Here is a 19,232-nt window from a genome sequence, read left to right on the forward strand (position 1 = left end):
CCGTTGTCTTGCCGCGTCATTCGGCCGGTCCGGCGGTAGGGCGGGCCTCGATGACCCGGTATCCGCTGAAGCCGAGCGGCGCGCCTATCTCTGTCAGCTCGAGGCCGGCGGCGTCGAGGAGCTCGGTGAACTCCCGCTCGGTACGCTCTCGGCCGTGGGTCAGGACCATCAGGTTGAGGTCGCTGACGGTGAGGAAGGGGTCGGTCGTGGTGTCCGCGACAGGCGGTGCGACGACCTCGACGATCAGCACGCGGGCCGTGTCCGCCATGGCCCGGCGGCAGTTCCGGAGGATCGTCACGCAGGTGTCGTCGTCCCAGTCGTGCAGCACGCTCTTGATCACATAGCGGTCGCCGCCCTCGGGCACGGCGGTGAGGAAGTCCTCGGCGGCCACTTCGCACCGGTCCGCGACGCCCGCGGCGGCGAGGACCTCCGGGGCCGCGGCCACCCCCACCGGGGTGTCGACCAGAATCCCGCGCAGGTGGGAGTGGTGCCCGAGCACCCCGGCGAGCAGGGCGCCGTTGCCGCCGCCGACGTCCACGACGGTCTTGACGCCGTCGAAGTCGTACGACCGGGCCAGCGCCTGGGCCTCAGCGCCGCCACTGACCGCCATCGCGGCATGGAACTCCGCGCCCAGCTCCGGATCGGCCGCGAACAGGTCGAAGACCGAGCCTGCGGTGACCGACTCCACGGACGGCCGTCCGGTGCGCAGACATTCGGTGAACCGTCCCCAGGAGGCCCAGACGGCGTCGCTGAAGTAGGGCATCAGCATCGGGCGGACGGACCCGGGCACGTCCGCGCGGAGCAGGTGCCCTGCCGGGGCCAGCCGGAAGCCGTCCTCGCCCTCCTGCTCCACCACGCCTAGGGTCGCCAGGCCCCGCAGCAGCCGGCGCAGCGCCGGGGCCCGGGTCCCGGTGCGTTCAGCCAACTCATCGGTTTTCAGGGGCTGTTCGGCCAGCAGGTCGGGGAGGCGCAGCCGGGCGGCGGAGTGGATCATCTGGGCGGGAATGAAACCGAAGGCGAGGCGGTAGAGGTGGGCTGCCGCCATCGGGTCGATCGCGTTCACGTGCCACTCGTTTCTGGACGTACTCGATGAACTGGACGAACGGGAGCGAAGGAGATGGGCAGTGCGGTCAGCCCGCACAGGATGCTGATCTGACGCCAGCGCAACGCGTCGGCGGGGACAGCCAGTTGCAGTCCGTCGAACCGGCCGAGCAGCGCTCCGAGTGCCGTGGTCGCGAGCATCCGGGCCAGCGGGGCGCCGAGGCAGTAGTGGATGCCGTGGCCGAAGGCCAGATGGGGGTTGGCCGTCCGCCGCACGTCCAGGGTGTCCGCGTCCAGGAAGGCACCGGGGTCCCGGTTGGCCAGGGACAGGCCGATGTTGACGACCGAGCCGCGGGGGATCACGGTCCCGCCGATGACCACGTCGTCGACGGCGACCCGGAGTGCGGACTGGCCCGCCGATCCCTCGTAGCGCAGCAGTTCCTCCACCGCCGACGGCAGCAGCGCCGGGTCGTCTCGGACCAGGGCCAGCTGGTCCGGGTGGAGCAGCAGGGTGAGCAGTCCGTTGCCGATGAGGTTGGTGGTCGTCTCGTGTCCGGCGACGAGCAACAGCACGGCCAGGCCGATGAGTTCGTCCTCGTCGAGACTGCTGCTCTGTTCCTGGGCCACGATGAGGGCGCTGAGCAGATCGGGCTGCTCGTCCGGCGCCAGGTCCGGTCGTACGGCGGCGCGCTTGGCCGCGACGAGCCGGGTGAAGTAGGCGCGCAGCCGGCGGGAGCGCTCCTCGCGGGTACGCGGTCCGGCGGCGGTGGACAGGGTGCGTGCGGCCCAGGTGCGGAAGACGTCCCGGTCCCGGGTGGGCACGCCGAGCAGCTCACAGATGACCAGCACGGGCAGCGGGAAGGCGAGGTCGGCGATGACGTCCGCACGCCCGGTGGGCGCGAGGACGTCGAGGAGTTCGGCGGTGACGGCCTCGGCCCTCGGCGCCAGCGCGTCGATCCGACGGCGGGTGAAACCGTGGGAGACGAGTCCGCGCAGCCGGGTGTGGTCCGGCGGATCGTTGTTGGCCATCGGGGAGTAGGCGTTCGCGGTGTCGACCGGATGGCCGAGACGGCGCGGGTCGTTGGAGAGTCCGGGGGCACGCAGGGCCTGGCGGGCCTCGGCGTACCCGGAGATCAGCCAGTACGTGAAGCCGCTCTCCTCCCGTACCAGGCGGACCGGTGGCTGCGTGCGCATCCGCTGGTGGACCGCGTCCGGTTCGGTGAGCAGCCGGTACGGACTGAAATCGAGCAGCGGTTCGAGATCCGGCTTGGTCTGCACCTGTTCCCCCTGAGTCGACCGACCGGATCACCTTCGCACCGTGGCCGGAAGCTGTCGTCCGCCCCTGGACCGGATTTGCTTCTCAGACTGGAGGTTGAGCTTCCGACGCCGTCTCCACCGGCCGCCGACTGGGGCCGTGAAGCCGGGATCGAATGCCGCTAGATCTTTCCGGCGACCTATCAGTACTCTGCAGGACGAGACGAGTGGTCCAGACCAGCGGTCGTGGCCGTTTCCCGTTATGTCCGTCTTCGGGATTCATGCACTCATGGGGGTTATTTCACAGCATGACGAACACAACTGGGGCTGACTGTATACGGGTCGTGATCTGCGACCCACGCCATCTGATGCGAGCGGGGATGGTCAGCGTCCTGGAGAGAGAACCGGACATCAGCGTGGTGGGCGAAGCCCTCGACGGCCGGGAGATGCTCGCCGCGGTGCAGAGCCTGCACCCGCATGTCGCACTCATCAACCACGACGCCGACGCCGTGGACGGCATCGCCATGGCGCGCAGTCTGCGGAGAATCGACCCGGACAACGCGCCGGGCGTCCTCATGCTCAGCTCGAGGACCGAGCACGCGGAGCTGCTGTCGGCGCTGAAGGGCGGGGTGCGCGGTTTACTCCCCGGCAACTGCGCCCCGCGGATCCTGCCCGCCGCCATCCGTGACATCGCCGGCGGCGCGATGGTGCTGAAGTCACCGAACGCCGTGCAGCTGATCGGCAGACTGCTCAACCGCTCACCCGAGGTGGCCGCGTTCGCGGGCTCCGGGAAGCTCGAGCTGCTCACCACCCGGGAGCGCGATGTGCTGTCACTGGTCGCGAACGGCCACTCCAACCTGGTGATCGCGAAGATGCTGTCGCTGAGCGAGGCGACGGTCAAGTCCCACCTCTATCACCTGTGCCAGAAGCTCGGCCTGCGCGATCGCACCCAGGCCGTGATCCTCGCGTACGAGACGGGTCTGGTCCGCCCCTGCGCGGCCTGATCCGGCGGCCGGGGGCGGTGTCGGTGGCAGCGACCGACACCGGCACCGTCCTCAGCCCGCCGCGGGGAGCAGTTCGGCCGCGTCGACATGGCTCACCGCCACCGACAGGAAGGCGTTCGCGGACGCCGGATCGCTCGCGACCCAGCGGGTGAACTCCAGCCTCTCCTCGGTCACTTCGAGCCGTGCGGTGTCGAGCGCGGTCCGGTAGCGCGGCTCCATCAGCCGTCGGTGGCCGTCGGCATAGCGGTCCAGGGCGGTCTCCAGCTCCCGGTCGTCGTGCAGCCCCGCGCCGACCGACCCGGCGAGCAGTGCGGCCTGTTCGAAGGCGTCGCTGATGCCGGTCCCGGTGATGGAGTCCTTGTGGCATCCGGCGTCCCCGACCAGGACCCAGCCCGGCCCCCTGACCTCTCGGATGTGGTTGAGCTGGCTGCCGGTGCCGCGCAGCCGCTCCACGCGCCGTGCCGCCAGGGCGCGTTCGGCCAGGTCGGGGGCGGTGGTCCGGATGGCCTCCTGGTAGGCGCGGTCCGCATCCCGCCGTATGTCCTGGAACTCCGCCTGAGGGAAGTAGGCGGCCACCAGGGTGAGTTCGTCATGGGTGCCGACCACGCCGATGAGCCGTCCGGTCCGCTCGTACACCTCGAACTGTGCGGGCAGCCCCTCCCAGTAGCCGTAGTAGACGCAGGTGCGAGGGGTGTCCTCCCGCTCGACCGCCGCACCGCACAGGCCTGCCAGCGTCGAGCGCATCCCGTCGGCGCCCACCACCAGCCGGGCCCGCACCGCGCTCTCGGCCCGGCCGGTCCGGCAGCGCACCCCGGTCACCCGGCCCCCCTCGGCGAGCACCCCGGTGACGGTGTGCCCCTGCCGGAACTCGGCCCCGGCCTCGACGGCCGCGTCGATCAGCATGCTGTCCAGGACGTACCGGCGCGGCGCGTACACCGCGTCGATGCCCTCCTCCACAGGGACCGGGCCGGCGAGCCGGACGTCCTGGAGCGTGTAGGAGATCCGGCGCACCGGCGGGCAGCCGGTCGCGGCGAGCCGGTCCAGCAGCCCCCAGCGCCGGAGCAGCCGCAGTCCGGGCCGGTGGATGTGCTGGGTGGAGAGGGTGTCGCTGGGGAAGGCCGCCCGGTCCAGCAGCAGGACCCGGTACCCGGCCCGCGCGAACAGCAGCGCGGTCGAGGCACCGGCGCTGCGCGCGCCGGCCACCACCACGTCGTAGGACTCCATGAGTCGGGTGCTCCTTCTGTTCAGAAACCGGCTCGCAGGGGCAGGTGCGGGTCCGTGCGGTCCGGTGCGCGGGGGCCCACGGTCACCAGCACCAGCGGCTGGAGCGGACCCGTGGTCAGACCGAGGGCCGACCGCACACCCTCGGGGTCGAAGTCGCAGTGCACATGGCTCTCCAGGCCGGCGGCCGCGGCGGCCAGCGCGATCCGCTGGGCCGTGGCACCGGCGGCAATGTTCTGCGCCCGGTACCAGCGGTCCCCGCAGCGCTCGACTCCGTTGCGCGGATCGCCGCAGACCGCGAGGACCGCGGTGGCGGTACGGCATTCGTCGGCCAGCATGGGGCTCTTGGCCGCGGCGAGCACGTCCGACGCGGCGTCGGCCCGCCGGGTGCCGATCAGCGCGTGGGCCTCGGCGTCGTACACGTACGCGCCCGTCTCCACCTCCGGGACCCGCTGGAGCAGTCCGGCGAGTCGGACCGGGACCTCCGCCCCGGTCATCGGGGTCCCCGCGGCGGCGAGGAGGGCGGCGAGCGTCCGCTCGGCCACCGGGGCCGGCCGGAAACCGTACGCCGTCCGGCGGCCCGGGAAGCCGTCGACGAGGTCGAGGGCAGCGGCGGGAAGGGCGTGCCGGGGGCCGTCGGGGAGCGGCCAGGGGGCCGGGCGGTCGCCGAAGTCCCCCGGTGCGGCGCGTCGGATCGCGGCGTGCAGGGCGGCGGCCTCGGCCAGGGCGGGGACCTCGGTGATGGGAACCGCGGCGGGCACGGCGACGGGCAGCTCGGTGACAGGGACCGGGCCGGCTTCTGCGACGGATGGCCCGGTGACACGGACCGGGTCCGGCTCTGCAACGGGCACCTCGGAGACGGGGACCAGGCCGGGCCCTACGACGGACAGCCCGCTGACACGGACCGGGTCCGGCTCCGCGACGGGCACCTCGGTGACAAGGACCGAATCGGGCCCTGCGACGGGCACCTCGGTGACAAGGACCGGATCGGGCCCTGCGGCGGGCACCTCGGTGACAAGGACCGGGTCCGGCTCTGCAACGGGCACCTCGGAGTCGGGGACCAGGCCGGGCCCTACGACGGGCAGCTCGGCGTAGTGGCCGGTGGCAGGCTCCGCTGCCGACGCGTCCGGCCGGTGCAGGGTGATCACCGCGAACACGCTCTCCGCGAAGGAGGAGAGGCCGAGCAGTTCGTCCAACGCGGCGTCCTCGTAGCGCAGATGGACACTCGCCGTCAGGCCCGCCGCCTCGGCCGCGGCCACCGCCTGCGCGGCCGCCACCCCGACGTCGAGGCTTTGGAGGCGGTAGCCGAAGACTCCGTACTTGGCCATGTTGCGCCACAGCACGCTGCCCAACAGCAGGACAAACTCCGGTTCCCGGGCCGGCGGTTCGGCGAGCAGGGGCATGACCAGGTGACGTCCGTCGTCCGCACGCAGGTGCTCCAGGGCGTGGTGGACCGGGTCGTAGTGGGAGAGTCCGGCGGGGAGACCGTCCAGGGCGGGGTGCGCGAGGTAGAACTCCACGGGGTAGCGGGAGCCGGAGGCGGCTGCGGTACGGCCGGGTGACAGGAGCCTGCGGCGGGCGGCTGAACCGCCGAGGCCGAGCGGCATGATGCCGCTCATCCAGCGCATCCGGGTCAGTCCGCCCGCCCGGTGCAGCAGCCAGGACAGACGCCGGAGCGGGTCCGCGTCCCGGGGGTCCGGTCGGTCCGGCAACGGCCGACGGGGCGCCGACGGGTAACGCTTGTAGACCGGCGGAAGCCGGAGCGGATCGGCCGCGGGCAGCGCGTCCGGCGGCTGGTGGCCGGAGTCGAGGTACTCCAGTGCGGCCGAGGATGTCGAGGACGTCATGCGACCCTCCAGTGCGAGACGGGCATCAGATAGCGCTCGTCGACGCCCGGGGTGCCGAGAGCGATCTGGAACACCGGCTCGTGGCCCGGCGGCAGACGCAGCGCGTGGGCGAGCGGTCCGGCGGCGTAGCCGTTGTGGATCCGCGCGGCGAGCCCGGACCGAGCGCTCAGCACGCACAGCCGCTGCGCGACGATGCCCGCCTCGTGGTGCAGCACCCGGAACCCCCGGTCGCCGAAGGCCAGTTGGCCGCGGCGGGCCGGCACCGACAGGAAGACGACGGCGTTCACCGTGCGGTAGTCGATATTGGCCGCCTCCAGACCGAGACCGGCGGCCCGGGCGGGACCGAGGTGCCGTAGGCCGTGTGCGGTCACCTCGTGCACTCCGTCCTCGGCCCCGGTCACATCGACCGCCCACAGGTGCGCCCGCACGGGCGGCGCGGAACCTTCCGGCACGGCGTCGGACCCGTACGGCGTGAAGGCGGGCAGGACCGCGTCGAGCACGGCCGCCACCGGCACCGGCCGCGGCTTCGGGTGGAACACCGGTGCGCCCGAGGTGCGTGCGCGCAGACACTCGGCGAGTTCCCCGGCCGGGGCGGGCGCGGCGGGCGCGTGCTCCTGGTGGGGCAGCCGGGCGAAGGACGCCGTGTCGGTGAGCCGGGCGGCGGTGTCCAGCTCGATGAGGTCGGCGAGCGCGCCGACACCGGTGGCGGGACGAGCAGGCAGTGGCGCCGATGCCACCTCCGTCTCGACGGACGCCGGGTCGGGGCCCCCGCGCTCCGCGTACAACGGCACCACCGCGGCCAGGCTCTCCTCCGGACGCGAGACCCCGATCAGCCGCTCCAGCGGCCCGTCGAGGAACTGGTGCCGCACCTGTCCCCGCACACCGAGCGCGCCCGCGACCATGAGCGCGTTGCCGGCCACCAGACCCGTCTCCTGAGCACACAGCCGGTACGCGTACGCCCCGTACCGGAACGCCGTACGCCAGAAGACCGTGGACAGCAGCAGCACGCCCACCGCACCCTCCAGGTCCGTGCCGAGCGCCGCGCCGAGCACGGAGCGGAACTCGCCGGCCCGCAGCAGGACGAGGGCGTGGTGCGCGGGGTCGTAGGCGTACACGCCCGCGGGCAGTCCGTCGTGGCCCGGCGTCCACAGGTACGTCTCCACCGGCGCGAAGCAGCGGGCGGAGGGTGCAGCCCGGTGGTAGGGCCAGCGGGCGGTGGGGCCGAACTCGGTGCGCAGGACACCGCAGGTGTAGTGCAGCAGCGCGGAGTGGAGGCCGGCGCTCGGCGCGGGCGGGCTTGCGGTGCCGTCGCCGAGGGCCCGGCTCAGCGTGCCGAGCCTGCGGGGCGGCGACGGCAGCGGATACCGGGGCAGCGAGCCGTGGCGGGTGAACCGCTCCGGTTCCTCCGGGGCGCCCTCCCGGCCGCCCGGCCCCCGCCGGATCAGGTCGGCGTAGTCGTGCAGGGACCGGTGCCAGTACCGTGCGCCGGGCGGCTCGGGGGCCCGGTCTGCCCCTTCGACATCAGTCATCCGCGGGGTCCTCACGGGAACGGGTGGGGGTGGGGGTTGATGTCCTCAGGCGTCAGCGCACGGTCGCGGTAGCCGAGTTCGTACGGCACGGTCAGCAGCCTCGGGATTCCGTCGACGCGCCGGTTCTGGTGCCCGAACGTCATCGGCAGGGTGCCCGGCACCATCACCTTGACGCAGGCGAAGCCGCCCGCCCGGTGTTCCGGGGTCGTCTGGTCCACGACCAGCACGTCCAGGCCCCGGTCCAGATAGCGGCGGAGCATCTCCTCCAGGTCCGCCCGCAGATCGGTGTGCGCGGGCCACCGCCACTGCTCCTCGAAGCTCGCGAACGGCCGTGCCTCGCGCTCCCCCAGCAGGAAGTCGAACCGGTCGAAGGCGTCCTCGTGGCTGTAGAGCACGGAGTGGTCGCCCATCACCTTCACCAGGGACGGGTCGCGCACCATCCGTGCGGCGCGTTCCCGCTCCGCCGCGTCGTAGATCTTGGCATGCTCCAGCAGATGTGCCGTCTCGTGCAGGACGTTGACGACGGCTTTCTCGGCCAGCAGCGCGGAGCCGCCCGCGCACAGCACACGCGGTCTGCCCGGGTCGCCGAGCGTGTCGAGCCCGACCGCCCAGAAGCACGGGACGCCCTGTTCCAGGGTGGCCGAGTACAGGCGTACCTCGTACCCCGTCCGTTGGCGCAGATGCTCGATCATCATGGGGATCGAGCGGTCCCGCGCGGAGTCCGGGTCGACGCGCGGGATCGGCATCCGTCCGTACCAGGTCATCAGGAAGGCGTCCCGTTCGGCCACCTCCAGCAGCCCGCACAGGACGGCCTCCTCCAGGCAGCCGCCCATGGCGCAGCCGTTGGAGATCTCGTAGACGAAACGCGGGTCGTCGTGGCTGTGCGCCGCGTAGTAGGCGTACCGCTCGGGGACCAGCACCGGCTCGGCGCGGGCGAAGGACCAGCCCCACACCCAGGGCATCACCAGGTCCTCGTGGTACCGGATGTAGGGGAAGCCGGGCAGGTCGTGGCGGTCGTCGGGGTAGAGCCCGAAGGTGCGCGGGTCCATGGCGCGTTCCCCCAGCTCCCGCCTGCTCGCCGTGACCGTGGTGCGCCGCCCCCGCGGCTGCTCCCCGCCGAACCGCTCCAGGGCCTCCAGCAGGGCGGTGATCCGGGAGGTGCGGTAGTCGGTCGTACGGCCCCACCCGTGCTGCGAGCTGTTGCCGCGCAGGGAGCTGAGCGGGGCCACCGCGCGCGGCAACGGCCCGCCCCGCTCGTCGTCCACGTACGGCACGACACCGGCGGCACGGTCCACGTAGAGGTCGTACAACTCCTGTTCGCGCGCCACGACGTTCTGCACCCGGAAGACGTCGGGCGCGGGTTTGGGGCGGGCGACCGGGGCGATCCGTGCCGCCTCGGGACCGTCGGGCGGCAGACCGCCGCAGTCCGTGCAGAGCGTGTACGGCAGGTAGCGGTGGGAGCTGACGGCGAGCGAGGCGAGCTCGACGCGGAGGAACCGGTCGCCCGGCCGGCGGCCCTCGGCGGTGCCCGCGCGGTCGGCGGCGTCCTGCCGCAGGGGTTCGCCGGTCAAGGTCGACCGGAGGAGGCCGACGGCGAGTTCGGCCGCGACGGCCGCCGCCGTGCGGTTGCGCAGCGGCGAGAGCCGGGCGGACAGAGCGGTGCTGTGGCGGGCGCGCAGGGTCTCGTGGTGCTGGGCCTTGTCGCGGGCGAGGCGGCGGCGCCAGTCGGCGCAGGTCGGGCAGGCGTCCCCGACGACGGGTCCGACATGGATCGCGTCCGCCCCGGTGCTCAGCGGGATCCAGGGGACCCCGGCCGCCTCCGCGGCCTTGCGGATCTCGGCGTGGCCGGTCGTGTCGGCGGTGTCCGAGGCCACCAGGACAGCGGCGCAGGAGCCGAGCGCGTCGGCGAGCGCGCCGTGGTCCGGCCGTACCAGCGCGAAGGAGCGGGCCAGGACGGCGGCGGTGGCCCGGTCGAGGAGTCCGCCGTCACCGAGCAGGGCGACCGGGCCGGTGGGGTGCTCACGCATCGAGCAGCACCACCCGGACGAGATGCGGCAGTACGGCGTGCACGGCCGGGTCCTGGTCCAGCGGTACGACGACCGGTTCGAGTCCGTCGGCGCGCAGGGCCTCGACGAGCGGGCGGTGCCGTTCCCCGTCGGCGCCGTCGGAGGGGGCCCACAGGGAGACTTCGGGCGAGGGCGCGTACTCGGTCTGGTCGTGCGCGTGGGCCTGGTGGGCCAGCAGCAGGCGCCCCAGGGCGGACGCGGCGGCCTCGCCGGGGGTGAAGCCGGCCCCGTGCTCGGTCAGTCCGGTCTCCGCATCACCGAGGCGGAAGGCGTAGGCGGTGACCCCGGCGGGAGCCCGGAGCGCATACGCCGACAGTTCCTCGCCCGTGGTGAGCAGCAGATCGCGGATACGGATCGCGGAGTCGTCGAGGTGAAGGTCGGCGAGCGCCACCGGCTCCTGCTCCTGCTCCTGCTCCTGCTCCTGCCACTGAGTCGGCACCCGTCGCACGAGATGGTCCAGCAACGCCCGCTCCACGGCGTCGTCCCATGTCGCACCGGCGCCCGTACCGACGGGGAGATGCCCGAACACCTCGTCCACCGGCACGTCCCTGGCCGTGCCGTCCGCCGCCGCGAACCCGGTCACCGCGGCGTCCGCCGACAGCGCGCCGGCGCGGACGGCGTACGCGGCGAGTCCGTGCCGCAGCGCGGCGTCCTGGGCCTGTGCGAAGTCGGCCCCCGCGCCCCACACCGGGAAGGATGCCCCGGGGCGCCCGGGGTCGGCGACGGCGACGCGGACGACCCGCAGCGGGAACTGCTCGTAGTGCCCCTCGGTCACCGGCCCCAGCACCCCGAGCCGCTCATCGGTCAACGCACGCACACGTTCGGCGAGTTCGCCGCCGACAGAGGCGTCCGGCGCTTCGGCGAGCCGGTGGACGGAGGTCTGAAGCGTCTCCAGGTCGACACGAACGGCACCGGCCGCCGGGGTGTCCTCCTCCGCGACCCCGGTGACGTGCTCGAAGGCGCGGAACACCAGGTGGTTGGCGACGATGCCCGGGACGGGCCCGGTGAGCAGGTCGCTCCGTGTCTCCGCCACCGGGCTGCCCAGTCTCCGCCACAGCCTCTCCCAGCGCATCGCGGGACGGTCCGCCGGGCACACCGGCCCGATCCAGGCCTCCTCGCCGAGGAGGGTCACGGCGATCAGGGTCCGGCCGAGTTGTGCGCAGGCGAGGTCGACGGCCGTGAGGTGCACGGGACGGGTGCGGTCGGCCGCGTACAGGACGAGGTCGGCGGCCTCGACCGCGTGCCGCAGCGCCGCCGTGTCGGTGACGTCCAGCGATCCGTGGTCCAGGTGCTGTTCCACCGCACGGTCCCGGGCGTCGTCGGCGAGTTCCTCCAGCCGCGCGCTCACCCCCGGCTCCTCCCCGCCGGTGGTCAGGGCCGAGACCCGGGCAACACCCGTGAGCAGGGCGCCCTCCACGGTGGCGCAGAGCACCGCGCCCGCGCCGAGGACCAGGAGGCGGGTACGGCGGTACCGCTGGAAGCGCAGCGCGGGCGAGTTGCGGAAGGACTCGACGAAGGCGATCTCGGTGGCATACGCCTCCAACTCGGCCTCCGACAGGGTGTGTTCCTCGTCCTCGCCGACGTCGCGGACCAGTCCGGCCTCGTGTAGCGCGCCGACGAGCCGCTCGACCATCTGCCGGGTCGCGGGCCGCATGCTCGCGGTGAGGTCGCCGACGCTGTGTCTGCCGTCGAGGTGCGGGGACAGCTTCTCCAGCCACGCGTAGGTCGAGGCGCCCTGGAAGGTGACGATGTCGCTGCCCTGGCTCAGCAGCACACCGTCCCCTTCGGGGGTGGGGGTGAAGAAGACGCCGGTTCTCATCCGCGGGCGCATGGCCGCGATCGTGCTCTGCATGGTGGAGGACTCCGCATTCTGCTGGTCGGGCTGCGCGCCCCGGGCGAGTCGTGAGGTCGATCGTGTCAGCGGGCCCCCGCCCCGGTCGTCCGTCGGCAGTCTGCATTCCTGCCTCCGCCGAGAAGGGGCGGGCGGGCCCGGTCTCCCACTGGCGTGGGGGCCGGGGACTCAGATCCGCTGGTGTTGGCGGGTCAGCTCCTCCAGCACCGGGACGAGTTCGGCGGGTCCCGGAAGACGCGCCAGCTCCTCGCGCCAGAGACCAGCGCCGTCCCGGCAGTCCTGGAGAACCGACCGCAGAGCCGCCCGCAACGACTCGGGGTTCGACTCCCCTCGCCGCAGGGCGACTCCGGCGCCTTTGCGTACGAGTTGTACGGTCGCCGCCTCCTCGTCCCAGGCCGGCTCCGGAACGATCAGCTGGGGCACGCCCGCTGCGGCGGCCGACGCGAAGACCTCGGCACCGCCGTGGTGGACGACCGCCGAGCAGCTCGGGAGAAGCCGCGCCCAGGGGGCGTCCAGCGGGCCGACCAGCTCGAGGTCCAGCTCCCGCAGGGCGTCGGCGAACTCCTCCCCCGCCACCCAGACCCGTGGTCCCAGCGGTCGGCCGCGCAGCCGCTCCGGGATGCTGCCGCCCCCGCCGTACGGCACCCAGCGCACGTTCTCGTACCGGACGCCCGGCGCGGACAGCCGCATCCCGGGCGGCATGGGGTCGACGGTCCACTGGCCGAGGACCAGTTCCTCGGCGTAGGGCAGACCGTAGGGTTCGAGGAGCTGCTGCATGGTCTCCTCCAGCGGCTCCGGGAAGCCGTCGCCGGGGGCCTGGTCGTGGTAGCGCGCCGAACGCCCGCGCAGCCAGGCGATGTTGTCGCGGCCCCACAGCAGGCGGGCGTGGGCGGCTCCGCCGACGCGGGCGGCGACGGCGGCCGGGAGGCAGAAGGGGTCCCACAGCACCAGGTCGGGCCGCCAGCGGACGACGGTACCGGTGAGCTCCTCCAGCAGGGGGCGCAGGGCCGCGAAGGCACGGGTGGTCCGGTACCACTGGGCGCCCCAGTCGGGGCAGTCCCCCGGGCCGATGTGCAGTCCCCCTCCGGGGTGGCCGGCCAGGGCGGGGTTGCGACTGAGGTCGGTCAGCGCGGCGAGGTCCTCACCCTGTCCCACCGGGACGGCCGCGAGCCCCGCCCCGGTCACCCGGCGCACCAGATCCGGGTGGGTGGCGACGCGCACCTCGTGGCCGGCGTTCTGGAGCGCCCAGGCAAGCGGGGGCACCGGGAAGGCACGGGCCGCGACGGGAAAGGCGGCGAACAGGACACGCACGGGTCACTTCTCTCTCGCCGGGTGCTCGATGAGCCGGCGGCAGTGGTCGACGGTCTCGGCAGGAAGCGGTTCGAAGAGGACTTCGGGCGGGTGGCGTCCGGGTGTGGAGCACACGGGTGTGCGCTCGGGCCCGGCGGAGGAGGTCGCGGGAGCGCGCGGCCGCTCCGGTGACGAGGCAGTGCGTCATGAGGCGATTCGCACGGTGCTGTGGTCGCCGAGCACCAGCCGGTGCGAGGTGGGCACGCGGGGCGCGGGTGCGACCTGGGCGTGGCAGCCGATGAGGGAGGCGTCGATCCGGCGCACTCCGGTGATGGTCGCTTCGCTCAGCACGATGGAGAACTCGATCTCGCTGTCCTCGATCCGGCAGTTCTCGGCGATCGAAGTGGACGGCCCCACATAGGAGTTGACGATGGCCGATCCGGCGCCGATCAACGCCGGGCCCACGATCCGGGAGCCCCGCACGACCGCTCCCGCGCACACCCTGACCCGGCCGACGAGTTCGCTGTCGGCGCTGACGCTGCCCTCGACGGCGGGTTCGAGCACCTCCAGGACTCTGCGGTTGGCCTCCAGGATGTCGGCGACGGTGCCGGTGTCCTTCCAGTACCCGGTGATGACGGTCGGGCGGATGTCCCGGCCCTGCGCGAGCATCAGCCGCAGCGCGTCCGTGATCTCCAGCTCGCCCCGCTCGGAAGGGGCGATGGCGCGGACGGCCTCGTGGATGGCGGGGGTGAACAGGTAGACGCCGACGATGGCCAGATCGCTCGCGGGCCGCTCCGGCTTCTCCCGCAGGTCCGTGACGCGTCCGTCGGCGGAGAGCGTGGCGACGCCGTAGGCGCTGGGGTCGGGGACCCGGGTCAGCAGGAGCTGGGCGTCCGGGCGGTGCGCGCGGAACTCGTCGAGCAGCGCGCCGATGCCGCCGACGATGAAGTTGTCGCCGAGGTACATCAGGAAGTCGTCGTCACCGAGGAAGTCCCGGGCGATCAGTACGGCGTGGGCGAGGCCGAGCGGCCGGGGCTGCGGAAGACAGGTCACCCGCAGCCCGAAGTCGGAACCGTCGCCGACGGCCCGCCGGACCTCGGCGGCGGTGTCACCGACGATCACCCCGACGTCCTTGATCCCGGCGTCGGCAATGGCTTCGAGGCCGTAGAAGAGGACGGGCTTGTTGGCGATGGGGACGAGTTGTTTGGCGGAGGTATGGGTGATCGGGCGCAGTCGCGTGCCCGCGCCGCCCGCCAGCACGAGGGCTTTCACGAGGGTCCTTTCGATGCTCGGTGCGTCAGGGTGCTCAGTGCCTGGGTGCGCGGAACGCGGCGACCGTGAGCGGGCCGAAGACCACGAGCAGCAGCAGGGACCAGCCGAGCGTGGCGGCGATCGGGTGCGCGATCGGCCAGGCGGCGTCGGCGGGTGCGGCCATGGGGTTGCCGAACAGCTCCCGTACGGCCGACACGACCGCGCTCACCGGGTTCCAGTCGGCGAGCAGCCGCAGCCCCGTGGGCAGCCCTTCGGTGGGCACGAAGATGTTGGAGATCATGGTGAGCGGGAACATCAGCATGCCGACCAGGTCGGTCGCCGACCGGGAGGGCATGACCTGGCCGATCCACATCCCCAGCCAGCTGAAGGCGTAGCGGGCGAGGAGGAGCAGGGCGAGCCCCGCCACCACCCCGGTCGGGCGCCAGCCGACCAGCAGCCCGCAACCGGCCATCATCACCAGGGTGATGACCCCGCCGAGGCACTCGGCGAGCGACTGCCCGACGGGTACACCCGTGCGGCTCATGGGCAGCGAGTGGAAGCGGTCGGTGATCCCCCGCTCCTTGTCCTCGGCCACCACGGCCGCGCTGGCGGCGATGCCGAACACCGCCATCTGGGCGAGCATGCCGGGCACCAGGAAGTCGACGTACGAACCACCGCCGGGCGGCCGCATGTTGCTGCCGAGCACGTAGACGAACAGCAGGGTGAAGAGCAGCGGGATCGCCAAGGCCATCACGGCCCGCTCCGGGGCGCTGCGCAGGTGCAGGAGATAGCGCCGGGCGACCGTCGCCGCATCCCCGGCGCACCAGCGCAGCCGGGACAGCAAGGGTTCTTCGGCGGTGTGCCAAGTGGTGGGCGGCAAAGGCGTGTTCACACGGACTCCCGGTCCCGGTCCGGCCGGCGCATGAGGTTCAGGAACACCTCGTCCAACGTGGGCCGGCGCAGGGCGAGATCCGCTACGGCGATGCCGGCGGCCTCCAGTTCGCGCAGTGCGGTGGCGAGCACGGCCGTGCCGGGCGCCGCGTCCGCGCCGAGGGCCAGGGTGACCCGGCGGGGGTCGTCGCCGGTGCCGGGATCCCGGCCGCCGGCCCGGGCCAGGATCTCGGCGGCCCGGCCGCGCTGTCCGGCGTCGCGGACGGTGAGGTCGATGGACTCGCCGCCGAGCGCGGACTTCAGCTCGAAAGGGGTGCCCTCGGCGACGACCCGGCCGCCGGTGCCGTCCGGGTCGTGCAGCACGGCGATCCGGTCGGCGAGATGGTCGGCCTCGTCCAGGTACTGCGTGGTCAGCAGCACGGTCGTCCCGGCCCGGACCAGCTCCCGCACGCTCTCCCACAGACCGCTCCGGCTCTGTGGATCGAGGCCGGTCGTGGGCTCGTCGAGGAACATCACCGCGGGCGGGACGACCAGCCCGACCGCGAGGTCGAGCCGCCGGCGCATCCCGCCCGAGTAGGTGCGCACCGGCCGCTGGGCCGCCTCCAGCAGTCCGAACCGCTCCAGCAGCTCCTCGGCCCGTCGCCGTGCGGCGGCTCCGCGCATCCGGTACAGCCGGGCGAACATCTCCAGGTTGTCACGCCCGCTGATCACCTCGTCCACCGAGGCGTACTGCCCGGTCAGCGCGACGCTTGCGCGCACCCGGGCGGGATGCCGGACGACATCGTGCCCGGCCACGCGGGCGGTTCCGCCGTCCGGGAGGGACAGGGTCGCCAGGATACGGACCAGCGTGGTCTTCCCCGCGCCGTTGGGCCCGAGCAGTCCGCAGACAGTGCCGGGTGCGACGGTGAGGTCGACTCCGCCCAGGGCGGGCGTCGCCCCGAACGCCTTGTACAGGGCGCGCACCTCGATCGCGGGGGTGTCGGGCGGGGGAGGGGGCACGGGTTCTCCTCGGGACGAAGACTTACGGTCGGGTCCGGGCGGCGGGGCGCAGCCGCACCGGCAGCGTCAGCAGCCCGCGCATGTCCCCGACGGGACGCCACTGCGGGGGCGCGCTCGGATCGGCCGCGGCCAGCTCCGGCCAGCGGTCGAGCAGTACGGCCAGGACGGTCTCCGTCTGGAGCCGGGCGAGCGGCGCGCCCAGGCAGAAGTGGATGCCGTGGCCGAAGGAGAGATGGGGGCCGCGCGCTCGGGTGAGGTCCAGCCGGTCGGGCTCGGGGAAGACGTCCGGGTCCCGGTTGGCCGCCGAGAGCGCCACGCTGACGACGCTGCCCGCCGGGATGACCGTACCGGCGACCCGTACGTCCTCCCGTGCCACCCGCAGCGTGGTCCGCGCCAACGACGCCTCGTAGCGGAGGAGTTCGTCCACCGCGGAGGGCAGCAGCTCGGGACGGGCGCGCAACAGCGCGAGCTGGTCGGGATGACGCAGCAGGGCGTCGACCGCGTTGCCGATCATCCCCGTCGTCGTCTCGTGGCCCGCCACGAGCAACAGGACCAGCAGGCCGACGAGTTCCTCGTCGTCGAGACGCTGCCCCCGGTCGTGCGCCACCACGAGGGCGGCGAGCAGGTCGGGCTGCTCCTCCTGGGGCAGATCGGTGCGGACGTGGGGGCGCTTCGCGGCCACGAGGGAGGCGAACCAGCGGTGCAGTCTACGGGTGCGCTCCGCGGGCCCCGCTCCGTTGCCGGAGACGGTGAGCATCCGGGTGGCCCAGGTCAGCAGCGCGCCCCGGCTGCGGTGCGGCACCCCGAGCAGCTCGCTGATCACCAGGACCGGCAGCGGGAAGGCCAGCGCCGTCATCAGGTCGACGCCGTCCTCGTCCGGGACCGCGTCGAGGAGTTCCCGGGTGAGCCGTTCGACCCGTGGCCGTAGCTCCTCCACCCGGCGCGGGGTGAACGCACCCGAGATCAGCCGCCGTAGCCGGGTGTGGTCCGGGGGGTCGCTGTTGACCAGGGGCAGGAAGAAGCTGTCGGCGCCGGAGACGCCGTACCCGGCGGAACTCAGCGTCTCTTCGGCGAGCCTGGGGTCCTTGGAGAACCGGGCGTCGAGCAGCACGGCTCTGGCGTCGGCGTGCCGGGTGATCAGCCAGTACTCGAGGCCCTGCGGGTTGCGCACGAGCCGGGGGCCGGGGCTCTCGCGCAGCCGGGAGTAGTAGGCGTGCTGATCGGTGAAGAAGGCGGGCGTGTCGATCTCGGTCGGCGAGGTCACCGGGAGTCCAGCAGGGATTCGATGGTGTCGGCCGCTGCGGGGGCTCCGCCGGCCCGCTGGATGTGCCCGCGCATCTCCTGCACCCGGGCACCGAACGAGGAGTCGGACAACACCCCCAGCGCCGCCTGTCGCAGACCGTCGGCCGTCACCTCGCTCCGGTGCAGCATCACCCCCAGACCCAGCTCCACCACCCGGTCCGCGTTCGCCCGCTGCTCACTCATCTGCGGAATCGCCACCATCGGCACCCCGAACGACAGCGACTCCATCACACTGCCCATCCCCGCATGCGTCACGAACAGATCCGCCTCACCCAACACCCGAAGCTGCGGCACATGCGCCCGCACCTCCACATGCCCAGGCACCCCCGCCAACCGCGCCGGATCCACCCGGTCCCCCACCGCCATCACCACATCCCACGGCAACCCGGCAAACGCATCCACACACGTCTGGAAGAACCCCAGATCATCGTTGTGGATCGTCCCCAACGACACCAGCACCAACGGCCGCTCACCACCCGACCGACGACTCCACACCCCGTCGAACCGGCGATCCGACCAGCAAGGCCCCACGAAGTGGAAGTCCTCCCCGAACGTCTCGCCCCGGAACTGGAACTCACGCGGGATGAACACCAGCGCCGGACCCGACTCGCTCCCGGTCATCAACTCCTTGGGCCCGAAGGGGACTTGCACCCGCTCCAGCAGCTTGGCGACGCCGTGGAAGACGCGCATGACCTCCGGGTGCAGCGGATCGACCTCGGTCCGGTCACTGGCCAGCGACCAGTCGGCGCTCGCCGCGAAGGTGGTCCGGTACGGCAGCGCCGTGATGCCCCGTCGTGCCGCGGCGAGCCGGGCCGCCCACCCGGACGGGTCGTCGTACACCACCAGATCGGGCCGGTCCGCCGCGAACGCGCGGTCCAGCGGCCCGAGTACGGCCACGGTCTCGCGCAGCAGGTCGCGGAGCACCTTCGCCAGGTCGGCGCTGCCGAACCGGTCCGGACGGTCCGCGGCGCTGTCGTCGGCCGGCAGCCCGTCCATGGTGGACTCGTAGAGCAGCGGCGTCGCCCCGGTCGCGGCCACGGCGGCGGCGAACCGGTCGGTCGTCGCGAAGCTCACCCGGTGCCCGCGCCGCGTCAGCTCCTCGGCGACACCGAGCGCCGGGTTCACATGGCCGTGTCCGGGCAGAGCGAAGAACGCGATGTGCGCCGGGCGTGGTCCACCGGCCTGGCGGAGACCACTCATCGTCCCACCTCGGCCCGCACCAACACGGATTCGATGGTGTCGGCCGCTGCGGGGGCTCCGCCCGCCCGCTGAATGTGCCCGCGCATCTCCTGCACCCGGGCACCGAACGAGGAGTCGGACAACACCCCCAGCGCCGCCCGCCGCAGACCGTCGGCCGTCACCTCGCTCCGGTGCAGCATCACCCCCAGACCCAGCTCCACCACCCGGTCCGCGTTCGCCCGCTGCTCACTCATCTGCGGAATCGCCACCATCGGCACACCGAACGACAGCGACTCCATCACACTGCCCATCCCCGCATGCGTCACGAACAGATCCGCCTCACGCAACACCCGAAGCTGCGGCACATGCGCCCGCACCTCCACATGCCCAGGCACCCCCGCCAACCGCGCCGGATCCACCCGGTCCCCCACCGCCATCACCACATCCCACGGCAACCCGGCAAACGCATCCACACACGTCTGGAAGAACCCCAGATCATCGTTGTG

The 19,232-nt window shown here is 72.9% G+C and carries 15 protein-coding genes; 1 reads left to right on the forward strand and 14 read right to left on the reverse strand.

The features are described from left to right. Positions 1–16: 16 nt before the first annotated feature. Together ACIQ6Y_RS33665 and ACIQ6Y_RS33670 are read right to left on the reverse strand one after the other, a co-directional pair. Complete coding sequence (locus ACIQ6Y_RS33665; protein ID WP_404044921.1) at positions 17–1,063, reverse strand: methyltransferase; 1,047 nt, start codon at positions 1,061–1,063, stop codon at positions 17–19. Further along, positions 1,060–2,319 carry a cytochrome P450 gene (locus tag ACIQ6Y_RS33670; RefSeq protein ID WP_404044924.1) on the reverse strand — a complete coding sequence of 420 codons (1,260 nt, stop codon included), beginning with the start codon at positions 2,317–2,319 and terminating at the stop codon, positions 1,060–1,062. The genes ACIQ6Y_RS33665 and ACIQ6Y_RS33670 overlap by 4 nt, the downstream gene beginning before the upstream one ends. A gap of 320 nt (positions 2,320–2,639) precedes the next feature. On the opposite strand from ACIQ6Y_RS33670, the gene ACIQ6Y_RS33675 reads away from it, so the two are divergent. After that, positions 2,640–3,299, forward strand: coding sequence for a LuxR C-terminal-related transcriptional regulator (locus ACIQ6Y_RS33675; RefSeq protein ID WP_404044926.1), 660 nt, complete (start codon positions 2,640–2,642; stop codon positions 3,297–3,299). Positions 3,300–3,350: 51 nt separating this feature from the next. Here the strand turns inward: ACIQ6Y_RS33675 and ACIQ6Y_RS33680 are convergent, their stop codons facing one another. The 12 genes from ACIQ6Y_RS33680 to ACIQ6Y_RS33735 all read right to left on the reverse strand — a co-directional run. After that, positions 3,351–4,523 (reverse strand): NAD(P)/FAD-dependent oxidoreductase, encoded by a 1,173-nt coding sequence (locus tag ACIQ6Y_RS33680; RefSeq protein WP_404044929.1) that lies wholly within the window; start codon positions 4,521–4,523, stop codon positions 3,351–3,353. Positions 4,524–4,543: 20 nt separating this feature from the next. Next, positions 4,544–6,367 (reverse strand): SagB family peptide dehydrogenase, encoded by a 1,824-nt coding sequence (locus ACIQ6Y_RS33685; RefSeq protein WP_404044931.1) that lies wholly within the window; start codon positions 6,365–6,367, stop codon positions 4,544–4,546. Beyond that, positions 6,364–7,896, reverse strand: a complete 1,533-nt coding sequence (locus ACIQ6Y_RS33690; protein WP_404044933.1) for a SagB family peptide dehydrogenase — start codon at positions 7,894–7,896, stop codon at positions 6,364–6,366. The genes ACIQ6Y_RS33685 and ACIQ6Y_RS33690 overlap by 4 nt, the downstream gene beginning before the upstream one ends. An 11-nt stretch (positions 7,897–7,907) precedes the next feature. After that, entirely contained in the window at positions 7,908–9,923 is a 2,016-nt protein-coding gene (locus ACIQ6Y_RS33695; RefSeq protein ID WP_404044935.1) for a TOMM precursor leader peptide-binding protein, read from the reverse strand. Continuing rightward, the gene (locus tag ACIQ6Y_RS33700; protein ID WP_404044937.1) at positions 9,916–11,814 is read right to left on the reverse strand and encodes a hypothetical protein; all 1,899 of its coding nucleotides are present in this window, start codon (positions 11,812–11,814) and stop codon (positions 9,916–9,918) included. Before ACIQ6Y_RS33700 ends, ACIQ6Y_RS33695 begins: the two co-directional genes overlap by 8 nt. A 168-nt stretch (positions 11,815–11,982) precedes the next feature. Next, positions 11,983–13,125: a nucleotide disphospho-sugar-binding domain-containing protein gene (locus ACIQ6Y_RS33705; protein ID WP_404044939.1), complete on the reverse strand. Its 1,143-nt coding sequence runs from the start codon at positions 13,123–13,125 to the stop codon at positions 11,983–11,985. Positions 13,126–13,308: 183 nt separating this feature from the next. After that, positions 13,309–14,376 (reverse strand): glucose-1-phosphate thymidylyltransferase, encoded by a 1,068-nt coding sequence (locus ACIQ6Y_RS33710; protein ID WP_404044942.1) that lies wholly within the window; start codon positions 14,374–14,376, stop codon positions 13,309–13,311. Between the two features lie 34 nt (positions 14,377–14,410). Then, positions 14,411–15,247: an ABC transporter permease gene (locus ACIQ6Y_RS33715; protein ID WP_404044945.1), complete on the reverse strand. Its 837-nt coding sequence runs from the start codon at positions 15,245–15,247 to the stop codon at positions 14,411–14,413. Further along, the gene (locus ACIQ6Y_RS33720; protein ID WP_404044947.1) at positions 15,244–16,245 is read right to left on the reverse strand and encodes an ATP-binding cassette domain-containing protein; all 1,002 of its coding nucleotides are present in this window, start codon (positions 16,243–16,245) and stop codon (positions 15,244–15,246) included. The genes ACIQ6Y_RS33715 and ACIQ6Y_RS33720 overlap by 4 nt, the downstream gene beginning before the upstream one ends. A gap of 22 nt (positions 16,246–16,267) precedes the next feature. Continuing rightward, a complete protein-coding gene (locus ACIQ6Y_RS33725; RefSeq protein ID WP_404044949.1) occupies positions 16,268–17,509 on the reverse strand; it encodes a cytochrome P450 in 1,242 nt (413 codons plus the stop codon). After that, entirely contained in the window at positions 17,506–18,747 is a 1,242-nt protein-coding gene (locus tag ACIQ6Y_RS33730) for a macrolide family glycosyltransferase (RefSeq protein ID WP_404044952.1), read from the reverse strand. The genes ACIQ6Y_RS33725 and ACIQ6Y_RS33730 overlap by 4 nt, the downstream gene beginning before the upstream one ends. Beyond that, on the reverse strand, positions 18,744–19,232 hold a 489-nt coding region (locus ACIQ6Y_RS33735), incomplete at its 5' end, for a nucleotide disphospho-sugar-binding domain-containing protein (RefSeq protein WP_404044955.1). The genes ACIQ6Y_RS33730 and ACIQ6Y_RS33735, both read right to left, overlap by 4 nt.

It is taken from the genome of Streptomyces sp. NPDC096205 (assembly GCF_044763135.1).
Classification (GTDB): domain Bacteria; phylum Actinomycetota; class Actinomycetes; order Streptomycetales; family Streptomycetaceae; genus Streptomyces.